The sequence below is a fragment of the Variovorax boronicumulans genome (genome assembly GCF_040544675.1).
Lineage (GTDB): Bacteria > Pseudomonadota > Gammaproteobacteria > Burkholderiales > Burkholderiaceae_C > Variovorax > Variovorax boronicumulans_D.
On the sequence record NZ_JBEPKK010000014.1, the window covers coordinates 132,291 to 156,029 of the forward strand.

Consider the following 23,739-nt stretch of genomic DNA (forward strand, 5'->3'; position numbering starts at 1 on the left):
GCTGGCGCGCGATCTCATGACTTTGGGCACTGTTTCCAGACCGTTGCGCCGCTAAGATCCAACGCGTGCCGCCTTCAGATTCTTCTTCCACGCCCCCGTCCATGACCGAGGCGCCGGGTTCACCCGCCCGCGCGCCGACGGCGATCCTGGTCGTGGACGACCACGATCTGCTTCGCCTGGGCGTCTGCGCGCTGGTGCAGGCGCAGGCCAGCTCTTCGGGCGCGCGCATCGAAGTCTTCGAGGCCGGCAATGTCGCTGATGCCCTTGTGCTGTACGAAACCCACCAAGCCTCCATCGGCCTCGTGCTGCTCGACCTGGCGCTGCCCGACACCCACGGCCTGAGCGGCCTTGCGGAGTTCCGGCTGCGTTTTCCGGCCGCACGCATCGTCGTGCTCTCGGGCACCGGCAACAGCACGCTCGCGCAGGGCGTGCTGGCCCTGGGCGCCAGCGCCTTCCTGCCGAAGTCGGCCGACCTGAAGGAAGTGGTGAGTTTCATCCGCGCCTGCGGCCTGCTCGACCCCGACGCCGCGAGCAACCCGCCGCCCGCCGTTCCCAAGGCGCTCACCGGCTATGCCGAGTTCGCCCACGCCAGCGCCTGGCAGGAGCTCACGCCGCGCCAGATGCAGGTGCTGCAGTGGGTGCTCGAAGGCAAGGCCAACAAGGAGATCGCCCAGCTCGCGAACCTGAGCGAAGGCACGGTGAAGAACCACGTCTCCACCATCCTCCTGCTGTTCGGCATGCGCTCCCGCGCCCAGTTGATCAGCACGCTGCATTGAGCGAACCTGCCTTGGCGTCGAACGATCCGTACGCCGATCACGCACTCGCCCAGCGGGTGCTGCGGGAGCACGTGGCCTCGGTGTACGACACCTACGTCGCCTCGACGCTGACCCACATGGCGTTCGTGGTGGTGTTCGGCTGCATCATCTATTCGCAGCTGGGCAACGCGAGCCTCCTGTTCTGGATCGGCGGCCTGATGCTGGCCGACATCTACGTGTTCTTCACGCCGCGCTGGACCCCCTCGCGGCCCGCGCGCGAAAGCGCCTACTGGGCGCGCAAGATCTCCCGCATGGTCACGCTGGTCAGCATGATCACGGCGGTGGTGCCCTGGCTCATCGTGCCCTACGACAACCTGCCGATGACCTCGCTCTTGATGGCGGTGATCGTAGGCAGCTGCGCGCGCGCATCGCAGTCGCTCTGGCCTTTGAAGTCGGCGCTCTTCGGCTACACGCTGCCGATGTCGCTGGGCCTGATCACCGCGCTCGCCTGGCAGGGCGACGGGCTGCACCTGTTCCTGGCCGCGGCCGGTGCCGCCTACCTGCTGCTGACCCTGCGCGCGGGCATCGGCCAGCACAAGCTCCTGACCGAATCCCTCATGCTGCGCTTCGAGAACGAGGCGCTCGCCGCCCGGCTGGGCGAGCAGATCGCCGCCACCGAGCGTGCCAGCCAGGAGAAAACCCGCTTCCTCGGCACCGCCAGCCACGACCTGCGCCAGCCGCTGCACGCCATCGCGCTGTTTGGCGCGGCGCTGGAGAACGAACTGCGCGACCGCCCCGAAGGCCGCAATGCCGAACGCCTGATGCGCGCGGTGAATGCGCTGGGCGCCTCGTTGGACACCATGCTGGATGTCTCCCGGCTCGACGCCGGCGTGATCACGGCCGCGCCGCAAGCGGTGCAGCTGGATGCGCTGTTTTTGCCGCTCAACCACACCTTCTCGGCGCGGGCCGAGCAGAAGCAGCTGCAGCTGCGCGTGCGCGCCAGCGGCCTCTGGGTGCACAGCGATCCGCAACTGCTGCACCGCATGCTGTCCAACCTGATGGACAACGCCCTGAAGTACACAGCCCGCGGCGGCGTGACGGTGATGGCGCGGGCGCGCGGCGATTCGGTGTGGGTCGAGGTGCGCGACACCGGCATCGGCATCGCGCCCGAGCAGTCGGGCCGGATCTTCGAAGAGTTCTACCAGATCGACAATCCGGGCCGCGACCGCTCGCGGGGGCTGGGCATCGGCCTGTCGATCGTGCAACGGCTGTCGCGCCTGCTCGGCCATCCGGTGCAGATGCATTCGCGGCTCGGCCGGGGCACCCACTTTCGCGTCGTGCTGCCGATGACGCAGGCGCATGCCGGTGCCCTGTCGCCGACGCTGGCGGCCACCGCCGGCGCGGGTGAAGTCCAGGCGCCGCAAGCCCCGGCCCTGCCACCCCTGCCGACGCTGCCCCGCCGCGTGCTGCTGCTGGACGACGAACTGGAAATCCGCGAGGCCATGACGGGCCTGCTGCGCTCCCATGCGATCGATGCGCATGCGGTAGCGGACGAACGCGGCGCTGCGGCCGCGCTGCGTCAGGCGAACGGCGAGGGGCGCCCCTTCGACCTGCTGCTGTGCGACTACCGGCTGGCCGACGGCGTCGACGGGCTCGATGCGGGCCTGCGCCTCGCGCAAAAAGGAGGCGCGGAGCGGGGCGAGGGCGCCGCCATGCCGTTGCTGCTGATCACCGGGGAAACCTCGCCCGATCGCCTGCTGCGCGTGCGGGCGTCGAAGGTGCCGGTGCTGTTCAAGCCGGTGGTGGCGGCGGAACTGCTCCAGGTGATGGCTGAGCTTGTGGCGAAAAAGCCGACGCCGGAACCCGCCGAGATCGGCCTTTGAATCCATTGGTATTCACAGTGCGCTGCCTGTTCGGGTAGCCCGCGGCAGTCGTGACTTTTGACACTGGTGAGCAATCACCCCTCCCCGTAACTTCGTGCGGTCGGCCAGCGCTCAGCCGGCGCAACCGGGCATTGCCCGTGTTGATTCGAACAATCAGTACCGGAGGTTTACCAATGAATTTCAAACTCGCAGCGGTGGCCGTTGCAGTGGCGGCCACGCTCGCCCTGACGGCATGCGGTGGTGGCAGCAGCGGCGGTGGCGGCAACGGATTCGTGCTGCCGCCTCCGCCTCCACCCCCGCCGCCCCCACCCCCGCCACCGCCCGCTCCGCCGGCGCAGGCCACCAGCACCTTCATGTACGAAGCGCTGGCGGTGTCGGGCGACAGCAGCGCCTTTGCCGCCACGCTCAACGCCCAGGGCGCCCGAGGCTTCCGCTTTCTGAGCGGCTTCGCCTTCACGACCGGCCCCACCGCCTCCGAGCAGGTCGAAGGCTACGTGCGTGACGCCGACGCCACCTACAGCTACGAAACCAAGCCGATCACCGCCGACAACGCGGCCTTCCTGAGCCAGGTCAACGAGGCGGGCGGACGGGGCTTCCAGTGGGTCGGTTCGTACAGCGTCAACGGTGCGCAGTTCTACGTCTACCGCAGGAACAACACCACGCCCGGCACCTTCAGCTATCGCGTCGAGGCCACGGACACGAGCAAGGCCGGCTTCCTGGCCCAGGCCAACAGCCAGGGCGCGGAGGGCTTCTACGCCGTGTCGCCGTCGTTCATCGCGGGCGGTCCGCCGGCCGTGACCATCTACGAGAAGAACTCGGCCGTCAACGCCACCTACGGCTACGAGATCGGCGACTTCGCCGGCGACGATGCCGGCTACCTGGCCCAGCTGAACGAACGGGGCGCGCGCGGCTTCCGCTACAGGACCGAATTCGTCTTTTCCGACGGCAACGGCGTGATCTACGCCAAGGACCTGTCGCAGTCGGCCACCTTCAGCTTCTACGGGCTGCCGCCCGAAGCCAACAGCGCGGCCTTCATCCAGCAGGCGAACACCGAAGGCGCCAAGGGCGCGGGGCTGATCGGCGGCATCGGGCTGCCGAGCGGCACCATCCAGACGCTCTACTTCACGCCGCTCAACTGCACGCGCGGGGCGCTGTGCGTTCCGGTGTCGCTGTTCGGCGTCTGAGCCTCAGGCGCCAGCAACACACAGGCGAAAAAATAAGGGGAGAGAGGGAGAGAAGAAGATGAAGGGCGGCCCCGGCGCAAGCGGGGGCCGCTTCTTTTTTTGGGGCGTTACCCGAGCAGCGCCTGCGCGAACTCGCGCGCGTCGAAGGTTTCCAGGTCTTCGAGCTTTTCCCCCACGCCGATGAAATACACCGGAATCGGCCGCTCGCGCGCAATGGCGCACAGCACACCGCCCTTGGCGGTGCCGTCCAGCTTGGTCACGATCAGGCCGGTGAGGCCCAGCGTCTCGTCGAAGGCCTTGACCTGCGCGAGCGCGTTCTGCCCCGTGTTGCCGTCGATCACCAGCAGCACTTCGTGCGGCGCGGTGGCGTCGGCCTTGGTGACCACGCGCTTGATCTTCTTGAGCTCGTCCATCAGGTGCAGCTGCGTCGGCAGCCGGCCGGCCGTGTCGACCAGCACCACGTCCTTGCCGCGCGCCTTGCCGGCGTTCACCGCATCGAAGCTCACGGCCGAGGGGTCGCCGCCCTCGTTGCTCACAATCTCGACCGTGTTGCGGTCGGCCCAGACCAGCAGCTGCTCGCGCGCCGCCGCCCGGAAGGTGTCGGCCGCGGCCAGCAGCACCGAGGCGCCTTCGGTGGCCAGGTGCTTGGTGAGCTTGCCGATGGAGGTGGTCTTGCCCGCGCCGTTGACGCCCGCCACCATGATCACCGTGGGCGTGAACCGGCCGATGACCAGCGGCTTTTCGAGCGGCTTGAGCAGGTCGGTGATGGCGTCTGCCAGCAGCAGCTTGACCTGCGAGGCGTTGGTGGCCATCTGGCGCTTGACGCGCACCTTCAGGTCGTCGAGCAGGTACTCGGTCGCCTTGACGCCGGTGTCGGCCATCAGCAGTGCGGATTCGAGCTCTTCGTAGAGCGCATCGTCGATCTGCGCATTGACGAACACGGCCTGGATGCCGGTGCCGGTCTTGCGCAGGCCGGTCTTGAGCTTGTCGAACCAGCCCTTGCGCTCGGCGGCCGCGGCGGGTTCGGCGACGAAGGCTGGCGGCGCAGGGACGGGAGCAGGAGCGGAAACCGGGGCAGGTGCTGCAACCGGCGTTGGCGTGGGCGCTGGTGCCGGCGCTGGAATCGGGGCCGGGGAGGGCGCCGGCGCCACGACCGGGACTGGCGCGGGAGCCGCCTCGGCGGGCGGTGCGACCGGCGCGGGCGGCGCCTCTTCGGCCGCGGGCTTGCCGCCGAACCAGCTCGAAGGCGAAAACACCGAGCGCGTGGGTGCGGGCTCGGCAACAGGTGCGGGTGCAGGTGCGACTGCGGGTGCGACGACAGGCGCGGCGGGCGAGGGAGGCGCCGGTGCGACCGGGGTTTCGGCAGGCGGTTTTTTCTTGAAGAAACTGAACATCAGGAGCTTTTTACAATCCGACCCATTCTATGAAACACCTCTCGCCACGCAGTGCTGCGTCTGGTGCGGTGCTGGCGGTGGCGCTTTCGGCGTTGCTGGCCGTGCCTGCACAGGCCCAGCCGACACCGGCTCCCGCCGCTGCTTCCGCCGCCGCCGCGGCCGCCCCGGGCCCCCAGCAATTCACTCTCGCGAACGGCATGACACTGATCGTGCAGCCCGACCGGCGCGCGCCGACCGCGGTGCAGATGGTCTGGGTTCGCGTGGGCTCCATCGACGAAGTCGATGGCACCTCCGGCGTTGCACATGTGCTCGAACACATGATGTTCAAGGGCACCAAGGACATCAAGCCCGGCGAATTCTCGCGCCGCGTGGCGCAGCTGGGCGGGCAGGAAAACGCCTTCACCTCGCGCGACTTCACCGGCTATTACCAGCAGATTCCGGTGGGCAGCCTCGAGCAGATCATGAAGCTCGAGTCCGACCGCTTCGCCGGCAACCAGTGGCCCGACGACGAATTCAAGCGCGAGATCGAAGTCGTCAAGGAAGAGCGTCGCCTTCGCACCGAAGACCAGCCGCGCGCGCTGCTCGGCGAGCAGCAGAACGCCGCCGTCTTCACCGCCTCGCCCTACCACCGCCCGGTAGTCGGCTGGATGAGCGACCTGGACGCGATGACGCCCGACGACGCGCGCGAGTTCTACAAGCGCTGGTACGTGCCCGCCAACGCGGTGCTGGTGGTGGCCGGCGATGTCGACATCGCGCAGGTGCGCGCGCTCGCCGAAAAATACTACGGCCGCATCCCGTCGCGCGCCGTGCCCGCGCGCAAGCCGCGCGTGGAGCCCGCGCAGCGGGGCATTCGCCGCATCGAGTTCAAGGCGCCGGCCGAGCAGGCGTACGTGTCGCTCGCCTTCCGCGCGCCGCAGCTGGCGAGCATCGACGACACCGACAGCGATGCCTGGGCGCTGGTGGTGCTCTCCGCCGTGCTCGACGGCTACGCCGGGGCCCGGCTCGACCGCGCGCTCACCCAGGGCCCTGACCGCGTGGCCGATTCGGCCGGCGCCTATTCGGGCTTCGTGGGCCGCGGCCCGCAGCTTTTCGTGCTCGACGGCGTGCCCGCTGCTGGCAAGACCGCCGAAGCGCTCGAAGCCGCACTGCGCGCCGAGGTGGCGCGCGTGGCGAAAGACGGCGTGGGCGAGGCCGAACTGGCCCGCGTCAAGACCCAGTGGGTCGCGAGCGAAACCTACAAGCGCGATTCGGTGATGGCGCAGGCGCGCGAACTCGGCAGCAACTGGATCCAGGGCCTGCCGCTGGACGCCAGCGAGCGCATCGTCGCCCGGCTGCAGGCCGTCACGGCCGCCCAGGTGCAGGCGGTGGCCGCGAAGTACTTCGGCGACGACCAGCTCACGGTGGCCACGCTGCGTCCGCTGCCGCCCGAAGCCAAGCCCCGCGGCCGCGGCTTTGCGGCGCCCGCAGGCGAGCTGCGCTGAAAGATCCGGAACTCACATGATCACTCTCAAGAAACTGGCGCTGCGCGCCGTGTTGGCCGGCACCACGGCCTTGCTGGCCGTCGGCAGCGCGCAGGCCGCGCTGCCCATCCAGCACTGGACGCTCGCCAACGGCGCCAGGATCTATCTGGTGTCCACCAATGCGCTCCCCATCGTCGACGTGCAGGTCGACTTCGACGCCGGCAGCCGGCGCGACCCGGCGCCGCAGGCGGGTCTGGCCAGCGTCACTTCGGCCATGGTCGAGAAGGGCGTGCGCGCCGGCAAGAACGGCGAACCCGCGCTCGACCAGAACGCGCTGGGCGAAGCCTGGGCCGATCTGGGCGCGAGCTTCGACGCGAGCGCGGGCACCGACCGCACCAGCTACTCGCTGCGTACCCTGTCCGACCCGGCACTGCTGGGCAAGGCGGTGGCGCTGGCCTCGCGCGAGATCGGCGAGCCTTCGTTCCCCGACGACGTGTGGCAGCGCGAGCGCGAGCGCATCAACGCCGCCATCAAGGAGGCCAACACCAAGCCCGCGACCATCGCCGGCCGCGCGTTCGGCCAGGCCGTGTACGGCGTGCATCCCTACGGCCAGGAAGTGACCGAGCAAACGCTCGCGCGCATCGACACCGCCGCCATGCGCCAGCGCTACCAGCAGCTCATCGTGCCGTGCCGCGCCAAGCTCAGCATCGTGGGCGCCGTCACGCGCGCGGAGGCCGAGTCGGTGGCGACCACGCTGCTCTCGCGCCTGCCCGCCACCGAAGGCTGCGCGCCGCTGCCGGCCGTCGCGCCCGTGGCCGCGCTCACCGCGCCCAGGGACGAGCGCATTCCCTTCACCTCGGCCCAGGCCCATGTCTTCATCGGCCAGCCCGGCTACCCGCGGAACGACGCCGACCACTTCGCGCTCACCCTCGGCAACTATGTGCTGGGCGGCGGCGGCTTCGTCTCGCGCCTGACCAACGAGGTGCGCGAGAAGCGCGGCCTGACCTACAGCGTGTACAGCGGCTTTGCCCCCGGGCTCGATGCGGGCGCGTTCCGCGTCGGCTTCCAGACCCGGCCCGACCAGGCCGAGGAGGCGATCAAGGTGTCGCGCGAGGTGCTCGCGAAGTTCGTGGCCGAAGGCCCGACCGCCGCGGAGCTGAAGGCCGCCAAGGACAACCTGATCGGCGGCTTTCCGCTCCTGCTCGACAGCAACCGCAAGCTGATCGGCAACGTCGCCAACATCGCCTGGTACGACCTGCCCCTGGACTACCTGGACACCTGGACCGCGCGCATGAATGCGGTGACCGCGGCCGACATCAAGGCGGCGTTTGCACGCAAGCTGCAGCCCGAGCGGATGGTGACGGTGGTGGTGGGGGGCAAGTAGCGGCTAAACCAGCGCGTGCGGGCCGCTGTTCGCGGCGGCCCGCACCGCCGCGCCGAGTTTCCTGAGCAACTGCGGCGCCGCACGCGCCTGCTGCCAATAGAGCGGCACCGGCAGCGTCGAGCCCGGCACCAGCGCCACCAGCGCGCCTTCGCTGATCGCATCGGCCACCATGCTGGCCGGGTGCATGCCCCAGCCCATGCCCGCGCACGCCGCTTCGACAAAAGCGTTCGGCGACGGAATCCAGTGGCGCGGCGTCTCGACGTTGCGGTGGCAGATGCGGCGCACCCAGCGCGCCTGCAGGCGGTCCTTGCGGTCGAACACCAGGCTGGGCGCATTCGCCAGCGTTCGCGCGCCCACGCCCTTGCCGAAATGCCGCTTCACGAACTCGGGGCTCGCGGCCGCCACGTAATGCATGGTGCCCAGCGCCTCGCTGTTGCAGCCGGCCACAGGATGTGCCAGCGCGGTCACGGCAGCGAGCACGGCGCCGCTGCGCAGGCGCTCGGCCGTGTGGTCCTGGTCGTCCACGGTGAGGTCGAGCAGGGCGATGTCTTCCTGTGCCGCGAAGGCGGCCGCCGCGGGCATGAACCAGGTCGCCAGGCTGTCTGAATTGACGGCCACGCGCACCGTGACCCGCTCGCCCGCTTCGCCGCCGCCCATGCCGAGGGCGGGCAGGGCGTCGCGCAGTTCGTGCTCCAGCATGCCCACGCGCTCCACATGCCGGCACAGCTGAAGGCCGGCTTCGGTGGCCACGCAGGGTTGGCCGCGCACCAGCAGCGCGCCGCCGGTGCGCTCTTCCAGAAGCTTCACGCGCTGCGAGACGGCCGAGGGCGTGACGTTCAGCGCGCGGGCTGCGCGCTCGAAGCTGCCTTCTCGCACCACGGCGGCCAAGGCATGAAGGGCGGCGTAGTCGAGCATGCGGGATTAAGTTGAACTGAATCGAAGTTAGGAAGTTTAGTTTGAGTTAATTGACTGCAAACGGCAAGCTCGCACCCATGCCTGCCGAACTCGCCACCACTGCCTTCCTCAACGGATTCTTCATGAGCCTGGTGCTCATCGTCGCCATCGGCGCCCAGAACGCCTATGTGCTGCGCCAGGGCCTGCGGCGCGAGCACGTCAGCGCGGTGGTGCTGTTCTGCGCGGCGGGCGACGCGGTGCTGATCGGCGCGGGCGTGGCCGGCATGGCGCAGGCGCTGAACGGGCGGCCTATGCTGGCGACGGCGCTCGCGGGGCTGGGCGCGGCGTTCCTGTGCGGCTATGGCCTGCGGGCGCTGTGGCGGTCGCGGCAACCCGGCGCGTTGCAGGCGGCGTCGCAGCAGGGGGCTTCGCTTTCGCGCGCCGCGGTCGTGGCCCAGGCGGCGGGGTTCACGCTGCTGAATCCGCATGTCTACCTCGACACGGTGCTGCTCGTGGGCAGTGCGGGCGCGCAGTACGCGGGGCTGCTCAAGGTCTGGTTCGTGGTGGGCGCATCGATGGCGAGCTTGCTGTGGTTCACGGCGCTGGGCTTCGGCGCGCGCCTGCTGGCGCCCGTGTTCGCCCGTCCGCGCGCCTGGCAGATGCTCGATGCGCTGATCGGCGGCACCATGCTCGTGCTGGCCGCCATGCTGGCCCGCCGCGCGCTGACGGGTGCTTGATGGATGCCTGATCGGACTCGATGTGCACGGATGCGGTGGCGTTAAGCTCCCCGCATGCCCAAGAAAACCGCCGCAGCCCCCCGTTCGCCGGCTGCAAAGACCCCCAAGAGCCCTGCGCGCCCCAAACTCCCCAGCGAGGTCCGCATCATCGGCGGCCAGTGGAAGCGCACCCGCCTTGCCGTGGCCGACAAGCCCGGCCTGCGCCCCACGCCCGACCGCGTGCGCGAGACGCTCTTCAACTGGCTCGCGAGCCTGGCCGGCGCTGGCGGCGGCGAGCTGCCGGGCTGGCATTGCATCGATGCCTTCGCCGGCACCGGCGCCCTGGGCCTGGAAGCGGCGTCGCGCGGCGCGGCGAACGTGCTGCTGTGCGAGCAGGACGGCGACCTGGTCGTGAAGCTGCAGGCGGCCAAGGCCAAGCTGTCGGCCGAGGCGGTGCGCATCGAGCGCGGCAACGGCGTCACGGCGCTGGAGCGCACCACGGCCGGCAGCCTGCACGCGGTGTTCCTGGACCCGCCTTTCGAGAGCGTCGCCCTCTACGAACCCGCCCTGCGTGCGGCCGCACGCACGCTGCGCCCCGGCGGCGCCGTGTACCTGGAAGCCCCGCGCCGCTGGAACGACGAAGAACTCGCCGCACTCGGCCTGGCGAGCTTCAGATACCTCAAGGCCGGCGCGGTGCATGCGCACCTGTTGCTTTCGGCCTCGGAAGCGACTGCATAATCCGCCGAACAAGCCGCACCGGCTGCATGAGGAACGAGCAACCATGGCCAGCAACGTCATCGCGGTTTACCCCGGCACCTTCGACCCCATCACCCTCGGCCACGAGGACGTGGTGCGCCGTGCCACCCAGCTGTTCTCCAAGGTGATCGTCGCCGTCGCGGCGGGGCACCACAAGAAGGCACTGTTCAACCTGACCGAACGCATGGACATGGCGCGCGAAGCCGTCAAGCCCTACAGCGACCAGGTCACGGTCGAGAGCTTTTCGGGCCTGCTGCGCGACTTCGTGGTGGCGCGCGGCGGCAAGGCCATGGTGCGGGGCCTGCGCGCCGTGACCGACTTCGACTACGAGTTCCAGCTTGCGGGCATGAACCGCTCGTTGATGCCCGACGTGGAAACCGTGTTTCTCACGCCCAGCGACAAGTACCAGTTCATCTCCAGCACCTTCGTGCGCGAGATCGCGATGCTCGGCGGCGAAGTCAACAAGTTCGTCTCGCCCAATGTCGAGCACATGCTTTCCGCGAAGGTCCGCAGCCTCGGCCGTGAATAGGTACTCCCCCAGGCTTCGCGCACTTCGTGTTGTTTCCAGGTACTCCCCCAGGCTCCGCGCACTTCGTGTCGCTTCTCCTTCCCCCTCGCCGGGGGCAACACCTGCAGCCCGGCAAAGCCGGTTCTGCGGTGTTTCGCGAATGGCTCTCGCTGCGCCGGTCTGGTTCAGATGACTGATAGATTCTCACCACCCCGCCTGCATCTGCTCGGGGATGCCGCGCTGCTGTGCGAACTGCCGGCCCCGGCCACGCTGGCGCAGCAGCAGCACATCTGGGCGCTGGCCGCGCTGGCCCAGGACTGGTCCGGCGTCGGCGAAGTGCTGCCGGGCATGAACAACCTCACACTGACTTTCGACCCTGCCGCCGTCGACCTGGACGCGCTCACCGCGCAGGTGCACGCGGCCTGGCCGAAGCTTTCGGCCAGATCCATCGAAGGCCGGCGGATCGAGATCCCCGTCGCCTACGGCGGGGAGCACGGCCCCGACCTGGGCGATGTCGCGGCGCACACCGGCCTCACGCCGGCCGAGGTGGTGCGGCGCCACAGCGCAGGCGAATATGTGGTGTACCTGCTGGGCTTTTTGCCCGGCTTCGCCTTCATGGGCGGCCTTGCGCCCGAGCTCGCCACGCCGCGCCGCGCGGAGCCGCGCACCGCGGTGCCCGCGCGCTCGGTCGGCATCGGCGGCGAGCAGACCGGCATCTATCCGCTGGCCTCGCCGGGCGGCTGGCAACTCATCGGCCGCACCTCGCTCGAAATGTTCGACCCCAAGGCCGAATCGCCCACCTTGCTGCGCCCGGGCGACCGCGTGCGCTTTGTCGTCGAGAGCGTGCAGACATGATCGTGGTGCAGAAACCCGGCCTGCTGGCCTCGGTGCAGGACCTGGGACGGCACGGCCATCGCCAACTGGGCATCTGCCCCGGCGGCGCGCTCGACGTGCTGGCGCTCACGCTCGCGAACCGGCTGGTCGGCAATGCCGATGGCGCCGCGGGGCTCGAACTCACGATGGGCGGTTGCGAACTGCGCTTCGAGGCCGACACCCGCATCGCGCTCGCCGGTGACGACTTCGATGCGCACCTGGACGGTGTGCCGCTGCGGCCCTGCTGGAGCGTGCCGGTGTCCACCGGCCAGGTCCTCAAGCTCCAGGGCGCGAACGCGCCGGGTGCGAAGAAGGCCGGCTTGCGCACCTGGCTCGCGGTGGCGGGCGGCATCGACGTGGCGCCGGTGCTCGGTTCGCGCAGCACCGACCTCAAGGCCGGCTTCGGCGGCCACGAAGGCCGCGCCCTGCGCAAGGGCGACAAGCTGCCGCTGGGCGCCTCGCGCCTCGACGCCGCGCAGCGCGCCCGCAAACCCTTCGGCCTGCGCGGCCCCGACTGGGGCGCTGAAGAAGCCGATGGCGCGATCGCACTGCGCGTGTTGCCCGGCCCCGAGTTCGAACAGTTCACGCTGGCCGCGCGCGACCTGCTCTGGGGCGAGCGCTGGCGCATCACCTCGCAGAGCAACCGAATGGGCAGCCGGCTCGCGGGCACCGAACTCAAGCGCAAGCAAGCGGGCGACATGCTCTCGTCGGGCGTGATTCCCGGCACGATCCAGGTGCCGCCCACGGGCCAGCCGATCATTTTGATGGGCGACGCGCAGACCACAGGCGGCTACCCGCGCATCGGCGTGGTGATCCGCGCCGACCTGTGGAAGCTCGCACAGGCGCCGCTCAACGGCAAGCTGCGGCTGGTGCAGGTCGACATGGCCGAGGCGCTCGCCGCATGGGCCGATCAGCAGCGCTACCTGGCGCAGGCGGCACAAGGGCTGGCCATGGCAGGCTGGCCGGGCACGGCATAGACTGTGCGAGGAACCCGCCAGTGGGCGGCGGAAGAAGAAGGAGCATCCCCATGCACATCGACCTCAATGCCGACCTCGGCGAAGGCGCAGGCAGCGACGAAGCGCTGCTGGGCCTCGTGAGCTCTGCCAACATCGCCTGCGGCTGGCACGCGGGCGACGCGAAGACCATGCGCCAGTGCGTGCGCTGGGCCATCGAACACGGCGTGGCCATCGGCGCGCACCCCAGCTTTCCGGACCGCGAGAACTTCGGCCGCAGCACCATGCACCTGCCACCCGACGAGATCGTCTCCAACGTGCTCTACCAGGTCGGCGCGCTCGCCGCGATCGTCAAGGCCGAGGGCGGAAAGCTTTCGCATGTGAAGGCGCACGGCCAGCTCTACAACCAGGCGGTGAAGGAGCCCGAGCTCGCCGATGCGCTCTGCGAGGCGGTGCGACGCTTCGACCCCACGCTCAAGTTCTTCGGCCTTGCGGGCAGCAACATGATCGACGCCGCGCGCCGCGCCGGGCTCACCCCGGTCGAGGAGGTGTTCGCCGACCGCGGCTACATGCCCGACGGCAGCCTGGTGCCGCGCAGCCAGGCCGGTGCGCTGATCGAGAGCGAAGAGCAGTCGATCGCGCAGACCCTGTCGCTGGTGCGCGACCACAAGGTGACCGCCATCGACGGCAGCACCGTGGCCGTCAATGCGCAGACCGTGTGCCTGCATGGCGACGGCGCCCATGCGCTGGCCTTTGCGCGCCGCATCCGCGAGCGCTTGCAGGCCGAAGGCATCGCCGTCCGCGCGATGGCCTGAACGCCATGCGCAAAAAGACCGAGGCGACACGCGCGAATGTGCTGCTGACCGGCTTCGATCCGTTCGACCGGGAAGCCGTCAATCCGTCATGGGAGGCGGTGCGCGCGCTGGACGGCTGGAAGGTCGAGGGTGCCACGGTGCATGCGCGCCAGGTGCCCTGCGTCTTCGGCGAGGCCATCGAAACACTGGCGAGCGCCATGGATGAACTCAAGCCGCAACTGGTGCTGTGCATCGGCCAGGCCGGCGGACGCTCGGAGATCACGCCCGAGCGCGTTGCGATCAACATCGACGACGGCCGCATCGCGGACAACGCGGGCCATCAGCCCATCGACCTGCCGGTGATAGCGGGCGCGCCCGCGGCGTATTTCTCGACCTTGCCGATCAAGGCCATGGTGCGCGACTTGCGCGCGGCCGGCGTGCCGGCGTCGGTGTCGAACAGCGCGGGCACCTTCGTCTGCAACCACATCTTCTACGGCCTGATGCACCGCATCGCAACCCATCCGGTGGACGGGCTGCGGGGCGGTTTCATTCACATCCCCTACCTGCCGGAGCAGGCCGCGCGCTTTCCGGGCGCGCCGAGCATGTCATTGGCGGTGATGGTTCAGGCGCTGCGCATCGCGGTCGCGACCGCGCTCTCGGTGAAGCGCGACGTGGCCGAGACCGGCGGCCAGCTGCACTGAGCTTCTTGCCCAGGCCGCGCAGGCCGCCCAGCCCGCTCAGGCCGGGAAGTGCTTCGCGAGCCAGGCGTTCAGCGCCGGATTGACGACTTCGGGCTTTTCCATCGTCAGCATGTGGCCGCACTGCGGCACCCACACCACCTCGGCATGCGGCATCAGCGCGGCCATTTCGCGGGTGAACTCGGGCGGCGCCAATTTGTCGTCATCGCCGCACATCAACAGCACCGGCGCGCGCAGCGCGGGCAGGTGGGGGCGGGCATCGGGGCGGCGCATCACCGCGCGGTTCTGGCTGATGAGCTGGGCCGCACCGGAGCCCAGCACCATGTCCAGGTAGCACCGCACCAGCACTTCGTCGTCCGCCTGCGCGGGGTGGAACGCGAAATAGACATTCGGCTCGATCACCTCGCGCAACTCGCCGCGTTCGAAGAACTCGATGGCGCCCTCGCGCAGCGTGAACATCTCGGGCGTTTCGGGCCGCGCGCTGGTGCCGAGCAGCGCAAGGCCGGCGATGCGCTCGGGCGCCTGGCGGGCCGCTTCCATCGCGACCATGCCGCCCATCGATGCGCCGCAGAGCACCAGCGGCCCGGCGTTCTCGCGCAGCACGGCCGCGGCCATGCCTTCGATGGTGTCGTAGCGCGTCTGGACGTCGCTCACGCGGGCTTCCAACGCGGGGGGAAGGGCAGGCTGCTGGGCTTCCCAGAGGCGCTCGTCGCAAGCGAGGCCGGGCAGAAGAACAAGGTGGGACATGCCTGGATTCTGCGCGAGGGCCGCGGGCCGGCGCAACGGCATAGGCTCGATGGCCAGCAGTCGTTTCACGCATCGCGCCACATACTTTCCCGCACTGCGCGCACGCGTTTGCGCGTCATGCCGAGGACAAGACAATGAATCTGCTTCAACGAGTGCAGGACATCCTGCTCAGGCCCCGGGTCACCTGGCCGGTGGTCGACGCCGAGCCGGCCGACACCGCCTCGCTCTACAAGAACTACGTGATGATCCTCGCGCTGATCCCGGCGGTGGCGAGCTTCATCGGGCTGTCGGTCATCGGGGTCGGTGCCTTCGGCGTGAGCTTTCGCGTGCCCGTCGTCGCCGGCCTGGCGAACATGGTGGTGGGCTATGTGCTGTCGCTGGCCATGGTGTTTGCGCTGGCGCTGATCACCGACGCCATGGCACCGACCTTCGAAGGCACCAGGAGCCAGATCGGTGCGCTCAAGCTCACTGCCTATGCGAGCACAGCGGGCTTCGTCGGCGGCATCCTCAACCTCTTGCCTTCGCTGTCGGCGCTGGGCGGGCTGGCCGCGCTCTACGGGGTGTACCTGCTCTACCTGGGCCTGCCGGTGCTGATGAAATGCCCGCTCGACAAGGCACTGCCGTACACGGTGGTGGTGCTGATCTGCGCCATCGTGGGCGGCTTCACCATGGCCTGGGTGCTGGCGCTGCTCACGCCGTCGCCGCTGCGCATGGGGCTGGGCCCGGGGTAGGGGTTGGCGAGCAACGCGGTGGCGGCCGTGCAACAGCCGGTGGCCGCCAACGCCTGAGCGTCACGCGCACGGTGGAAAATGGCAGTCAATGCCAACGCCCAAACCCGACACCACCACCGACATCATCCTGATCCGTCACGGCGAGACCGCCTGGAACCGCGAGCTGCGCTTTCAGGGACATGCGGACGTGCCGCTCAACGACATCGGCCACGAGCAGGCTCGGCGCCTGGGCTTGCGTCTTGTGGGCGAGACGGCGCAGCAGCTCATCAGCAGCGATCTCATGCGCGCCCAGCAGACGGCCGCCCCGGCGGCGCTGCAGTTGTCGCTGCCGGTGGTCACCTCGGCGTCGCTGCGCGAGCAATTCTTCGGCATTGCCGAGGGCATGCGCTCCGATGAAATCCAGACCCTGCATCCGCGCGCCTGGGAAGAGTGGCTGGAGTTCCGCGAAGACCACTCCATGCCCGAAGGCGAGACGGCGCGCGAGTTCCACACCCGCATCCTCGCGGCGCTGGGCACCATCGCCGCGACGCACAAGGGGCAACACCTGATCGTCGTCACCCACGGCGGCGTGCTCGACATGGTGTGGCGCACCGCCAGGGGATTGAGCCTGAGCGGGCCGCGCCGCAGCGACATTCCCAACGCGGGCTTCAACCGCATCCGCATCGCGGACCCGGCCGCGCCGGAGGCGATCGAGATCGTCGACTGGGCCGATACGCGCCACCTGGCCGACCTGCCGCCGCAGCCGACGTACGACCAGACGCGGCATCTCAAGGGAAAGGGCTGAGGTCGGGCGTTGGCGCGGTTTTATTTGATGACCGGGCTCGTCGAAGTGCCTGCGTCATCAGTTCCGTGTCATGGTTGCCGGCTTTCCTTCTGATTGCGCTGCATCGAACAGGTCGGCACGTATCAACGTCGGTTTGATGAATATCAATTTGCGTTGTTTGCCCCGCAGCCCGTACATCTGCTGGCGAAAGTGACCACGCCGCCAGTGCGGTGACACCTGTCCATCCAAGCTCAATTCACCGGCCTGCGCGCCAGCCCAATCAGCCGCTCTAGCAGGGCCGACGATGTATCGGTCATAGAGCTGCTCAGTCTGTGCCTGCCGGAGTTCACGCTTGCGCCGACCCAGACCAGGAAACGTCGTTGGCGCATTGCTATATGCCCGATCCTGCGAGATCGTGGCATCGTCCAGGCTCAGATACAGCAAAGTCTTGACCGTGTAGTCAAGCACTGTGGACCATAGTGCCTGCATGCTCGCGTACCGGTCATCACCGTCCCGCTGACAGCACTTGATGAGCTCTGTGAGTAGATCGTGCACCGTGCGTGTTTCATCATCGATGTCCAGCCGCAGATGGAACTCCTGGATGACCCCCGCGCCATTGGCTCTGGTCGCGTGCAGTGCGATCGCACGCTGTGTGCGTCCAGTTTCCGTGCACTTTGGATGGGAGGTGAATACCAAAATCGATTCCACATCTGCACAACGCCTTCGGTGTTCTACGGGGACAAGAATGCACATGGTATTTTTCGGCGGACGCAACAAACTTACCGGGAGGTCCAGTGAAAAGTCAGCGCCCCCTAGCAAACTTCCCAAGGCGGGTGTCGGCTCATACAAAGAGCCTCCGCGCAGCCAGAACGACAACGCGACGCTGGCATGTCCCAGCCGGCTCAGTGCGTAGTTGGTCGCCTCCCTTCCCGTCTTTTCGTCCGTTGCGTCGCGAAGGCATAAGCTTTCCATCAGGACGCTTAATGTCTTCAGCACATTGCCTGCCGGTTCGTCCGGGTTGCTGGCCATATCGCGAATGGATCGTAAGGCGGGCAATGCTTCGAACACCGAATTCCAAGCTCGCAGTCCACCGCAGGCGCGAAAGGCCACGGGCATCGGAAGATGCCGAAAAGGTGGATGCAAGCCGCGCTCGGTGAGCACGAACATCGCATGCACGATGGGATCGGTGATCCACAGGCCCACGGAGTCCAAACGCTGCAGTGCGACCTGACAGGTTAGATCGACATGTGCAATTTGTTGACGTGCCGCGCGCTTCTTCATTCGACACCTGTGCTCGACACGAATCGCCACTGCTCGAACTCTGGATCGAAGAGTCCGAATTCGCATTTGTCGATCACACCTCCCGGATGAATGAATGCCTGCGACGAGCGCCTCGCCGGTTCAGCGAGTCTGTGCAGTCTCCTTGGCTCCCAGTTCCAGGCCGCATCGCTTGTTTCTCTCACAGCGATGGCGACTGAATGCGAGGCCTGTTGTCGTGTACACCGGCCCGCTCCCACAGGGAGCCTGCAGGCCGCCACTGGCAGTTGGTGGGTTCTTCCGCGAACTTGAGAATGATGGGGGGTGAGGCGTGGGAGGAGATGGGAAAAACGGTCATCGCACCCAATGCGAGCAAAGTCTCTCGGCGCGTTGGCGTTGTATTGCCGGTCATCGATGATTGCTTCATTTGATCGCCACCGCATCGGCGGGTGCGCCGGGCACGGCAACGCGAAACTTGAACCCGTCGAGCAACTTGTCCCACAAGGCAATGGCTTCTTCGTCGTTGAGCGAAGAGACGGCGGCAGCCCCCACTCGATCCGATGCGACCTTGGTATGCATCGTCACATTCAGCCGCGCGGGGCGTGCGACGTTGCCGCTCTGGCCGATGAACAGCCATTCGAATTCTTGGGTTCCGTCAGGGTAGCGCACGAGCGACTCTTCGCCATCCCAGCCGTGAACATTTTTCTTGCCTTCGCGCAAGGTGGTGAGCTTGGGGTAGCTGCTGCCTGCTTCGCGCTTGCGGTCATCGATCAGTTTGAGAAGGCTGTAGCCGTTGCTGCCTTGGGTGCTGGCGGCTTGATTGCTCTCGACGCTGAAGACCACGTCGGGCAATGCGGCCATGTGCAAGCCAACTTGCGAGAGTGCACTGCTGAACGACCCATCATGGGTGAAGCCGTATTCGTGGCAGAGGCCCTGGTCCTTGGGCACTTCATCTTGCTCACGCAATCGCAAATTTTGCGCAATATCGACGGTCCGTTGAAGAATCGTTTTTGCAGTCACATTCTTGCTTTTGGCCGTTCCCCCTCCACTCACAAAGATGTGCGGGCCAACAACGAAATAGATGTCGAATCCTTCCAGTTCGAGTTTTTTGGCTGTGTCGTCCATATAGGAGCGGATCAGCCACGTGTTTGGCGCGGGACCTTTGCCGAAGTAGGTAATCTCGGCGGTCTTCTCCGCCGTCAAAATCTTCGCCCGCTTGGCAGTCATCACTGCCTCGATGTTCTTCGCCTGGTTGGGCAAGGTTGGAAAGTCACTCCCAAAGGTCAAACGTGAGTTCGCGGGTGCCGTCAGCACGTAGCGCCCAAAGCACACTAGCTTGGCGTGCTCAAACAACTTCTCAATGCGAGAGTTCATGGTTGCATTCTTCATTGCTTATTTCTTCGAGGGATAGTCCCAGTCTTTCTTGGCCCACCATGCCGAATCGTAGGCGTTGGCAATGCGCACAATGCTGTACAACGTTGCAGCGGTGGCGCCTTGGTTCATGTAGCTGCCCTGATGGTCATAGCCAGTCTGGGAAAACTTTATTCGGGCTTGCACCTTGTCCGCACTGCGCTGCACCGGTACCGTTCCGTCTGCCGCCGTGTCGGGCGGCTGTAACCTGAGCTGAAGTTCTGCCCCATGAGCACCTCTTACTCTCAGGGTACCGGTGCCATCGTCCCCGAGCGGCGTCCACGTTAATGGGTTGCCCGCTGCCGTGGCATCGCCATTGACTACGCGCCAGACCACGTCATTCCAAGCCGGTTGATCAGGGTCGTTGCCATAGTGCGCATAGGTGCAGTCGTGGAAGGTATCCTGGATTGCATCGGCGAATTTCATGGCATTAATGACTCGCCGCATCGTTGCTTCTGTACCAATCTGAATTTCAGTCTTGCCACCACGATCTTTTGGCATCTCAGCCTGCCCCGCCGGATCAATCCACGCAGGGTTGATCAGCCGCCACCATTTATTCGGGGCCAGCGTGTAGATCTCATCCAGCGCATTGGCATCCGGTAGTCTTGCCAGGACCTTTCCATGCTGGTCCTGCACCTGCAACCACTGCGTGCCGTAGGCCGTCGCCGGCAACAACTCCAGCCCACCTTGCGCATTGGCCAGCACGGCGGTCACCTTCTCGCCGTTTTCACCCAGCACTTTCTGGGTGATGTTTCCCTTCACATCCCAGAAGCCTTTGCCGCCCTCGAAACCCGCGCGAATGCGCTTGTAGGCTGCGGCTGCGCCGGTCGTAGGCATCACCCCGTGCACGATGCCCAGCACCTTGCTCTTGATGTTGCCGTAGTCCGGATGAATGAGAGCGCGCGCCAGAATCCCGCCCATGCTGTGAGTCACGAGAATCACGCCCGGACAGTTGAATCCGTTTTCGCTGTAGGTCTCCACCAACTTGTCGATCTTTGGCGCCAGAGACTTCGCCTCGTCGCCGTTGCTCTTGAGCCAGTTGTAGCCAAAGGCATGTACCGGATACCAGCAATCGCCGATCTTCTTGAGGTCGTCTTCCGTCAACGGGTCTCCGCTTGCGCCGCCGAAGCTCGAAGGCTCCCGCCCTACCAGCGCTTCACGGCGACCCTGGTCGGACCAGCTTTTAGAGACGTTCACCGCCTCGCCCTGACCCTGAAGCATGTCATTGAGTTGCCGCTCCATGCATTGGATGATGTCGCCGTAGGAGCCGAACATCACCTCGCTCCAACCCCGTGCCCGCGCCTTCTGCGCGGCGGTGAAGCTCTGCCGGTTGCTGGCCAGCGGATGGTGGGGATCGGCCTTGGGGTCGCTCACCAGAAGTTTGCTGATATTGCCAAGATCGTCGGGTACGTTGTTGTGGCGCTTGTCGGAGTTGACGGTCTCGTCGCCCGTCGCGTCAAAGAGATTGGAGCCGTTGTCGGTGACCTTGTAACGGTCCACTTCCACTTCGTCGGGGTCCAGGCGCATCTGGCGTTCGGCGGCGCTCGCGTTGCGCCGATTCCAGGCATCCCCCGTCTTGTCGGGCCACCAGGAGATGTTGTTGTCGCGGTTGATCTGTGTCTGTCGTGTGTTGGACAAGCGCAGGTTGCTGCCCATGATGCCGGGCAAGAACACAATGGGAATGAGCTTGCCAGGTGGCACACGCACATGGACCTTGCGCTTGTCCGCGGTCGGTGTCGTCACAACAGCTACGTCGGCAAAACCACCAATCCCCAAGCTGAAGTCCAGCCAGGCATCTTCGTCTTCGCCCTGTACCGCCATTACTTGCTCCCGTTCTTGGTTTTTCCCGTCCAACGAACCCTGTAGACCTCCGGCCCGTCAGAGCGCTGCATGCGTGTGGCGCCATCCGTGCTTGTGGTGGCGCCGCCCTGCTTTGCCTGATTGCCGGGAGGTGGTGCAGGCCAGCCGTCGCGGGTGATCTTGAAACCCTGTTTGGCCGCAGGGGTGTTCTTCTCGTCGAGGTGATGAAAGATCACGTCCTGGTCAAACGGGGCCTTCACATCCTGGTTCATCATTTCGGACGTCCGGCTGTCGGGTCCTGCAAAGCTGTGCGTTGCCGCATGCTCGCGCCACCCGCCTTGGGTGCCATGCACGATGCCAGAGGTGTTCCATCGGGTGTAGCTGCTCCCCCCGTTGATCAGGATTTCCTCCTTGGCGGTGAGGGTGATCCTGTTGGCCTCCAACTTGATGTCCAGCTTGGCCATGAGCTTGATGCTGTCCTGCAGCGCCACGATGTCGATGCCCGCGGTGGCCGCCGTTAGGCGAACGGCCTTGTAGGCGAAGAGGCGTACAGCGTCCCTGACGCTGGCCAACAGGCTCTTGCCCGCACTGATGCTGGTATGCCCGCCGCTGCTCAGCGCGTTGTGCGCGATGCTGGCAATGTGCGTCGTCGTGCCTGCAGTGCTGTGAATGCCTGTCGGGCTGGCAAGCACCAGATGAGGTTCATCGAGTTCCGGAAACTGCCCTTGCGCCGCGTTGCCGCCCTTGCCCTTGATCGTGTCGTTCTGCTCCTTCAGAGCCTTCGTGACGGCACCCTGATCGCCCGCCTGGTGCGCCTTGGCCTGCTGCGCCAGCTCGCTCATCCCCTCGTGCAGATCGCGCGCTTGCGTGAGCCTGAAGATGGTCTCGCCCATGTCGGTGATGTGTGCCTGCGCATTGGGCCTGGCTTCAGTGGTGAGTAGCAGGCCCTTGGCGGCGCGGACGGCGCCATGGCCGTCCGTGCGCAGTTCGACCCCTTGGCCACGGTCGGCCTTGCGGCCGGCCGTGTCCTCGATGCGCCCGATGTGCCCCAGACTCAAGCTGCTGCTCAGGTGATCGCTCTTGAGTTGCGTCTGGATCTTGCCGGGATGGTCGTCCAGTTCGAGGTGGTTGCCGCGCGCGCCCAGGCCGCTGCCGTCGGCACTCAGCTCGCGGGTGCGAAAGCCCGAGAGATTCTTCTGCCCCGGCAGCTGCCTTGGCGGCATGTTCAACCGGTTGTAGACACGGCCGGTGATGATGGGACGGTCGGGGTCGCCGTGCTCGAAGTCGACGATCACCTCCTGGCCGATGCGTGGAACCTGCATGCCGCCGAACTGAGAGCCGGCCCAAGGGGAGGCCACTCGGATCCAGCAGGAGGAGTTCTCGTCCTTCGTGCAATAGCGGTTCCAATGGAAGCTGACCTTGATCCGGCCATATTCGTCCGTCCATATCTCCTGACCGCTCGGGCCGGTGACGATCGCCGTCTGCGGGCCCGTGGTGTGCGGCTTGGGCTGGGTCTGCGGCGAGCGAAAGATATTGTTGGCGGGCTGGACCTCGAAGTCGGTGTGGCAAACGTAGCTTTCCTGGCCGCTGGCATGCCCGCTTTCATGGAGGCGCAGGGCGCTGGCGATGACCAAGTATTCCTGGTTTGCAGCATCCTGCGGATGGTTGAGCAAAGAGAAGGTGGACCCGGTCACCACGGCGCGCAGGTTGCCGCTTCCCCGGCCACGGCTACCGGGCGCTCCAGTTGCTTCCATGCGCGTTCGCGCGAGGCCGCGGCCTTCGTCCGGATCGCTGTAGTCACCTGGCCACTTGTACATCTCCTGCGTGTTGTTGCCGGTGTTGCGCGGCATTCTTGAGATTTGCCGAAGCCGGGCGCGCGGCTTGGTGAAGTCGAAGTCATCGGTCACCCACTGGCCCGATTCCAGGTTTTCGATGCTGCAGAAGTGGTCGCAGTATTCCTCGTCGATCTTGTGCCCGGGCGGGTAGTAGCTGATGGCCTGATAGGCCTCGCTTTCGAACCGTTTGTGAGCGCCAAGGTCGTCCACCAGCACCAGCTTGTGGGCACCCTCCCTGTGTTCGAAGAAATAGTAGATGCCGAATTCCTGCATTAGCCGGGTGATGAACTCGAAGTCCGTCTCGCCGTACTGGACCTGGAAAATGCGGTTTGGATAGCGATGAGTGACGCGTTTTTCAGTCGGGAAGTTGTACTCGGCAAGAACCTCCTCGATGATCGCCAGCGGAGTCTTGTTCTGGAAGATCCTGTAGTCGCTGGTGCGTGTGGCCAGTGCCAGCCATGGCTGCAACGTGACTTCGTAGATGCCGCGGCGGTTTTCGTGCTGAACGAACCTTGCGCTGGTCACCAAGCCGTTGATCTCTCGCATTCCGGCGCCCATACGGACCGCAAAGCCCTTGCCGTCGAGCTCGATGCCGATACCGAACTCCTTGCCGATCAGTTGTTTGACCGGAACATTGGCTGTGACGTACTCGGTCAGGGCCGGGCTGTCGGGGGTTTGCAGCCGGACGGTGTATTCGAAGAGCTCGCCCAACGCCTCGCGGCCGTCAAGCGACTTGAACTCCAGCGCGGGGCTGCCTAGCAGGCTGGGCATGGCGGCACTGCCGACGGAGATGGTTCGCGAGACAGCAAAGACGGATGAAGACACGCACAGACCTTGACGAGTGATCGTCCAAAAAGTCTGAGGCCTGTATCGACGGCACCATTGCAAACAATGGTCGCCCGACTGCAATCACCGAACAATCCCAAAAAGAGTGCGGAGTAGTT

General features: G+C 66.5%; 21 protein-coding genes. 14 read left to right on the forward strand and 7 right to left on the reverse strand.

Annotated elements, in window-relative coordinates; translation table 11 throughout:
- Positions 1–101 precede the first annotated feature (101 nt).
- From ABIC90_RS22235 to ABIC90_RS22245, 3 genes are all read left to right on the forward strand, one after another.
- Positions 102–776 carry a response regulator transcription factor gene (locus ABIC90_RS22235; protein ID WP_354357939.1) on the forward strand — a complete coding sequence of 225 codons (675 nt, stop codon included), beginning with the start codon at positions 102–104 and terminating at the stop codon, positions 774–776.
- A complete protein-coding gene (locus ABIC90_RS22240) occupies positions 773–2,638 on the forward strand; it encodes an ATP-binding response regulator (protein WP_354357941.1) in 1,866 nt (621 codons plus the stop codon). The genes ABIC90_RS22235 and ABIC90_RS22240 overlap by 4 nt, the downstream gene beginning before the upstream one ends.
- Before the next feature lie 173 nt (positions 2,639–2,811).
- Positions 2,812–3,822, forward strand: coding sequence for a hypothetical protein (locus ABIC90_RS22245; protein WP_354357943.1), 1,011 nt, complete (start codon positions 2,812–2,814; stop codon positions 3,820–3,822).
- A 107-nt stretch (positions 3,823–3,929) separates the two neighbouring features.
- Here the strand turns inward: ABIC90_RS22245 and ftsY are convergent, their stop codons facing one another.
- Entirely contained in the window at positions 3,930–5,216 is a 1,287-nt protein-coding gene (ftsY, locus tag ABIC90_RS22250; protein WP_354357945.1) for a signal recognition particle-docking protein FtsY, read from the reverse strand.
- Positions 5,217–5,245: 29 nt separating this feature from the next.
- Here ftsY and ABIC90_RS22255 point away from each other — a divergent pair, with 29 nt between their 5' ends.
- Positions 5,246–6,697 carry a M16 family metallopeptidase gene (locus ABIC90_RS22255; RefSeq protein WP_354357947.1) on the forward strand — a complete coding sequence of 484 codons (1,452 nt, stop codon included), beginning with the start codon at positions 5,246–5,248 and terminating at the stop codon, positions 6,695–6,697.
- Between the two features lie 16 nt (positions 6,698–6,713).
- Positions 6,714–8,060 (forward strand): M16 family metallopeptidase, encoded by a 1,347-nt coding sequence (locus ABIC90_RS22260; protein ID WP_354357949.1) that lies wholly within the window; start codon positions 6,714–6,716, stop codon positions 8,058–8,060.
- Positions 8,061–8,063: 3 nt separating this feature from the next.
- Here the strand turns inward: ABIC90_RS22260 and ABIC90_RS22265 are convergent, their stop codons facing one another.
- A complete protein-coding gene (locus ABIC90_RS22265; RefSeq protein ID WP_354357951.1) occupies positions 8,064–8,975 on the reverse strand; it encodes a LysR family transcriptional regulator ArgP in 912 nt (303 codons plus the stop codon).
- A 77-nt stretch (positions 8,976–9,052) separates the two neighbouring features.
- Here ABIC90_RS22265 and ABIC90_RS22270 point away from each other — a divergent pair, with 77 nt between their 5' ends.
- The 7 genes from ABIC90_RS22270 (at position 9,053) to pcp (ending at position 14,255) form a co-directional block, all read left to right on the forward strand.
- On the forward strand, positions 9,053–9,691 hold the full coding sequence (locus ABIC90_RS22270) for a LysE/ArgO family amino acid transporter (protein ID WP_354357953.1): 639 nt from the start codon (positions 9,053–9,055) through the stop codon (positions 9,689–9,691).
- 54 nt (positions 9,692–9,745) lie between these two features.
- On the forward strand, positions 9,746–10,408 hold the full coding sequence (locus tag ABIC90_RS22275) for an RsmD family RNA methyltransferase (RefSeq protein ID WP_354357955.1): 663 nt from the start codon (positions 9,746–9,748) through the stop codon (positions 10,406–10,408).
- A gap of 43 nt (positions 10,409–10,451) precedes the next feature.
- Positions 10,452–10,955 carry a pantetheine-phosphate adenylyltransferase gene (coaD, locus tag ABIC90_RS22280; protein WP_354357957.1) on the forward strand — a complete coding sequence of 168 codons (504 nt, stop codon included), beginning with the start codon at positions 10,452–10,454 and terminating at the stop codon, positions 10,953–10,955.
- Positions 10,956–11,123: 168 nt separating this feature from the next.
- Positions 11,124–11,789: a 5-oxoprolinase subunit PxpB gene (gene pxpB, locus ABIC90_RS22285; RefSeq protein ID WP_354357959.1), complete on the forward strand. Its 666-nt coding sequence runs from the start codon at positions 11,124–11,126 to the stop codon at positions 11,787–11,789.
- Positions 11,786–12,784 (forward strand): biotin-dependent carboxyltransferase family protein, encoded by a 999-nt coding sequence (locus tag ABIC90_RS22290; protein WP_354357961.1) that lies wholly within the window; start codon positions 11,786–11,788, stop codon positions 12,782–12,784. Before pxpB ends, ABIC90_RS22290 begins: the two co-directional genes overlap by 4 nt.
- A gap of 50 nt (positions 12,785–12,834) precedes the next feature.
- On the forward strand, positions 12,835–13,575 hold the full coding sequence (gene pxpA / locus ABIC90_RS22295) for a 5-oxoprolinase subunit PxpA (protein WP_354357963.1): 741 nt from the start codon (positions 12,835–12,837) through the stop codon (positions 13,573–13,575).
- A gap of 5 nt (positions 13,576–13,580) precedes the next feature.
- On the forward strand, positions 13,581–14,255 hold the full coding sequence (gene pcp, locus ABIC90_RS22300; protein ID WP_354357965.1) for a pyroglutamyl-peptidase I: 675 nt from the start codon (positions 13,581–13,583) through the stop codon (positions 14,253–14,255).
- 36 nt (positions 14,256–14,291) lie between these two features.
- Here pcp and ABIC90_RS22305 read toward each other — a convergent pair whose 3' ends face one another.
- Positions 14,292–14,999 (reverse strand): alpha/beta fold hydrolase, encoded by a 708-nt coding sequence (locus ABIC90_RS22305; protein WP_354357967.1) that lies wholly within the window; start codon positions 14,997–14,999, stop codon positions 14,292–14,294.
- Between the two features lie 134 nt (positions 15,000–15,133).
- Between ABIC90_RS22305 and ABIC90_RS22310 the strand changes: the two genes are divergently transcribed.
- Positions 15,134–15,730: a Yip1 family protein gene (locus tag ABIC90_RS22310; RefSeq protein ID WP_354357969.1), complete on the forward strand. Its 597-nt coding sequence runs from the start codon at positions 15,134–15,136 to the stop codon at positions 15,728–15,730.
- Positions 15,731–15,818: 88 nt separating this feature from the next.
- Entirely contained in the window at positions 15,819–16,514 is a 696-nt protein-coding gene (locus tag ABIC90_RS22315; protein WP_354357971.1) for a histidine phosphatase family protein, read from the forward strand.
- Between the two features lie 57 nt (positions 16,515–16,571).
- On the opposite strand, the gene ABIC90_RS22320 is transcribed toward ABIC90_RS22315, so the two are convergent.
- From ABIC90_RS22320 to ABIC90_RS22335, 4 genes are all read right to left on the reverse strand, one after another.
- Positions 16,572–17,774 (reverse strand): hypothetical protein, encoded by a 1,203-nt coding sequence (locus ABIC90_RS22320; protein WP_354357973.1) that lies wholly within the window; start codon positions 17,772–17,774, stop codon positions 16,572–16,574.
- A 399-nt stretch (positions 17,775–18,173) separates the two neighbouring features.
- Entirely contained in the window at positions 18,174–19,139 is a 966-nt protein-coding gene (locus tag ABIC90_RS22325; protein WP_354357975.1) for a T6SS immunity protein Tli4 family protein, read from the reverse strand.
- Between the two features lie 3 nt (positions 19,140–19,142).
- Complete coding sequence (locus ABIC90_RS22330; RefSeq protein WP_354357977.1) at positions 19,143–20,981, reverse strand: esterase/lipase family protein; 1,839 nt, start codon at positions 20,979–20,981, stop codon at positions 19,143–19,145.
- A complete protein-coding gene (locus tag ABIC90_RS22335; RefSeq protein ID WP_354357979.1) occupies positions 20,981–23,620 on the reverse strand; it encodes a type VI secretion system Vgr family protein in 2,640 nt (879 codons plus the stop codon). Before ABIC90_RS22335 ends, ABIC90_RS22330 begins: the two co-directional genes overlap by 1 nt.
- Between the last annotated feature and the right edge of the window lie 119 nt (positions 23,621–23,739).

Excerpts from the sequence above, each read along its gene's own strand:
- ABIC90_RS22235 (WP_354357939.1), top strand. The coding sequence starts at position 102 with ATGACCGAGGCGCCGGGTTCACCCGCCCGCGCGCCGACGGCGATCCTG.
- ABIC90_RS22245 (WP_354357943.1), top strand. The coding sequence starts at position 2,812 with ATGAATTTCAAACTCGCAGCGGTGGCCGTTGCAGTGGCGGCCACGCTC.
- ABIC90_RS22255 (WP_354357947.1), top strand. The coding sequence starts at position 5,246 with ATGAAACACCTCTCGCCACGCAGTGCTGCGTCTGGTGCGGTGCTGGCG.
- ABIC90_RS22310 (WP_354357969.1), top strand. The coding sequence starts at position 15,134 with ATGAATCTGCTTCAACGAGTGCAGGACATCCTGCTCAGGCCCCGGGTC.
- pxpA (WP_354357963.1), top strand. The coding sequence starts at position 12,835 with ATGCACATCGACCTCAATGCCGACCTCGGCGAAGGCGCAGGCAGCGAC.
- ABIC90_RS22270 (WP_354357953.1), top strand. The coding sequence starts at position 9,053 with ATGCCTGCCGAACTCGCCACCACTGCCTTCCTCAACGGATTCTTCATG.
- ABIC90_RS22320 (WP_354357973.1), bottom strand. The coding sequence starts at position 17,774 with ATGAAGAAGCGCGCGGCACGTCAACAAATTGCACATGTCGATCTAACC.
- ABIC90_RS22305 (WP_354357967.1), bottom strand. The coding sequence starts at position 14,999 with ATGTCCCACCTTGTTCTTCTGCCCGGCCTCGCTTGCGACGAGCGCCTC.
- coaD (WP_354357957.1), top strand. The coding sequence starts at position 10,452 with ATGGCCAGCAACGTCATCGCGGTTTACCCCGGCACCTTCGACCCCATC.
- ABIC90_RS22260 (WP_354357949.1), top strand. The coding sequence starts at position 6,714 with ATGATCACTCTCAAGAAACTGGCGCTGCGCGCCGTGTTGGCCGGCACC.
- ABIC90_RS22315 (WP_354357971.1), top strand. The coding sequence starts at position 15,819 with ATGCCAACGCCCAAACCCGACACCACCACCGACATCATCCTGATCCGT.
- ABIC90_RS22325 (WP_354357975.1), bottom strand. The coding sequence starts at position 19,139 with ATGAAGAATGCAACCATGAACTCTCGCATTGAGAAGTTGTTTGAGCAC.
- ABIC90_RS22265 (WP_354357951.1), bottom strand. The coding sequence starts at position 8,975 with ATGCTCGACTACGCCGCCCTTCATGCCTTGGCCGCCGTGGTGCGAGAA.
- ABIC90_RS22275 (WP_354357955.1), top strand. The coding sequence starts at position 9,746 with ATGCCCAAGAAAACCGCCGCAGCCCCCCGTTCGCCGGCTGCAAAGACC.
- ABIC90_RS22290 (WP_354357961.1), top strand. The coding sequence starts at position 11,786 with ATGATCGTGGTGCAGAAACCCGGCCTGCTGGCCTCGGTGCAGGACCTG.
- ABIC90_RS22330 (WP_354357977.1), bottom strand. The coding sequence starts at position 20,981 with ATGGCGGTACAGGGCGAAGACGAAGATGCCTGGCTGGACTTCAGCTTG.
- ftsY (WP_354357945.1), bottom strand. The coding sequence starts at position 5,216 with ATGTTCAGTTTCTTCAAGAAAAAACCGCCTGCCGAAACCCCGGTCGCA.
- pcp (WP_354357965.1), top strand. The coding sequence starts at position 13,581 with ATGCGCAAAAAGACCGAGGCGACACGCGCGAATGTGCTGCTGACCGGC.
- pxpB (WP_354357959.1), top strand. The coding sequence starts at position 11,124 with ATGACTGATAGATTCTCACCACCCCGCCTGCATCTGCTCGGGGATGCC.